General features: G+C 68.8%; 1 pseudogene. It reads right to left on the minus strand.

The annotated features are described in order from the left end of the window. Window positions 1–343: pseudogene (locus CCN39_RS51435) on the minus strand (hypothetical protein); the annotation flags it as partial. Window positions 344–1,181: the final 838 nt, after the last annotated feature.

Below are 1,181 nucleotides of genomic sequence, written 5' to 3' on the forward strand. Positions count from 1 at the left end.
GACCCAGCCACCGACCCAGTTCGGGCGTACGGATCTCCACCACACCCGTCTCGGACGGGGTCCGCGACGCCAGTACGATCACCGCCAACCTGACCGCATCCGACGCGCCCTCGAGGCCGGGGGCATCCAGCAGCGCGCCCACCGCACCGCGAAACCGGGCCTGGGCGTCGTGCCCCAGGGCCAGCGGGGGCGCCGGACCACGCTCCGGCACCGGGCCGGCCTGTGTCGGCACCGACCGCAGCCAACGCCGCGAGCGCCCGGCCGGAGCCCCGTCGACGGAGTTGTCGACGGATTCCCACAGGGGGTGATCCAGCGTGGCGGCCGACGCCGCTCCCGCGCTCACAGGAACATCCCCGAGGTCAGGCGGTCCGCCGAACCGGCGTCATCCGTGTGACAGTCAAGGTGTGTGATGTACGTCACAATCCCGCCAGGGGGGACACCACAACCAGCAGAAATCCCCCCCGGCGGGGTTGACGCCTGGTCGTGGTCGACCTGACAAGACGACTCACGCTCGTGCACTATGGCGATACCGACCTTCCATATGGATCAACGCAGAGGGGCCCCTTGGCCGGGCCTCGGAACGAGAAGCGGTACTTCGGTACTGCGACCGCGAAGCCCCTTGGCGGGGGCCCGCGGGTGTTGCATTGGCCCTGATGAGGGGCCGGATGGAAATGAGCGGCTTGATAAGCCGCGGCTCAGAACCGGTGACAGCCGGGATCTGAGCGGACCGCTCTGGTGGCGAATCCAGGCGGTAGACGGGCCGCGCGAGGCCGAAGGGGATGGCGAGTCCACTCTTCTTGGCGCGCGCGGCCGATGGCCACTAGGTCATCCCAACCCCCTGAATCCGGAGGCTGGCGTCAGCATGCGCGCGTACAGCCCGGATGGCGTGATCGCGGTGGAAGAACGGCGTAGCTGCGCGTGTGGTTCCACGCGTGCGGGTAGCCTTCATCCCGCGAGCACCTCCCATCAAGGTGTGTCGCCCAACGGAGCTTCGCCCCGTTCGAGAGCCCCCAGTGGACCAGGCCCGGTCCCGGGGGTTCTCGCCGTTTTGGATCACTTCTGCGAACAGCCTAACCGCACGACCGGACATAACTGCGAGGCGAATTCGCACAACGCCCGAGGTGCCCGGAATGCCGAGCCCGCCAGACGGGAAGCGCGCGGCAATTTGCCCGCCACACGGG

The sequence above is a fragment of the Amycolatopsis kentuckyensis genome, from assembly GCF_002155975.1.
GTDB classification, from domain to species: domain Bacteria; phylum Actinomycetota; class Actinomycetes; order Mycobacteriales; family Pseudonocardiaceae; genus Amycolatopsis; species Amycolatopsis kentuckyensis.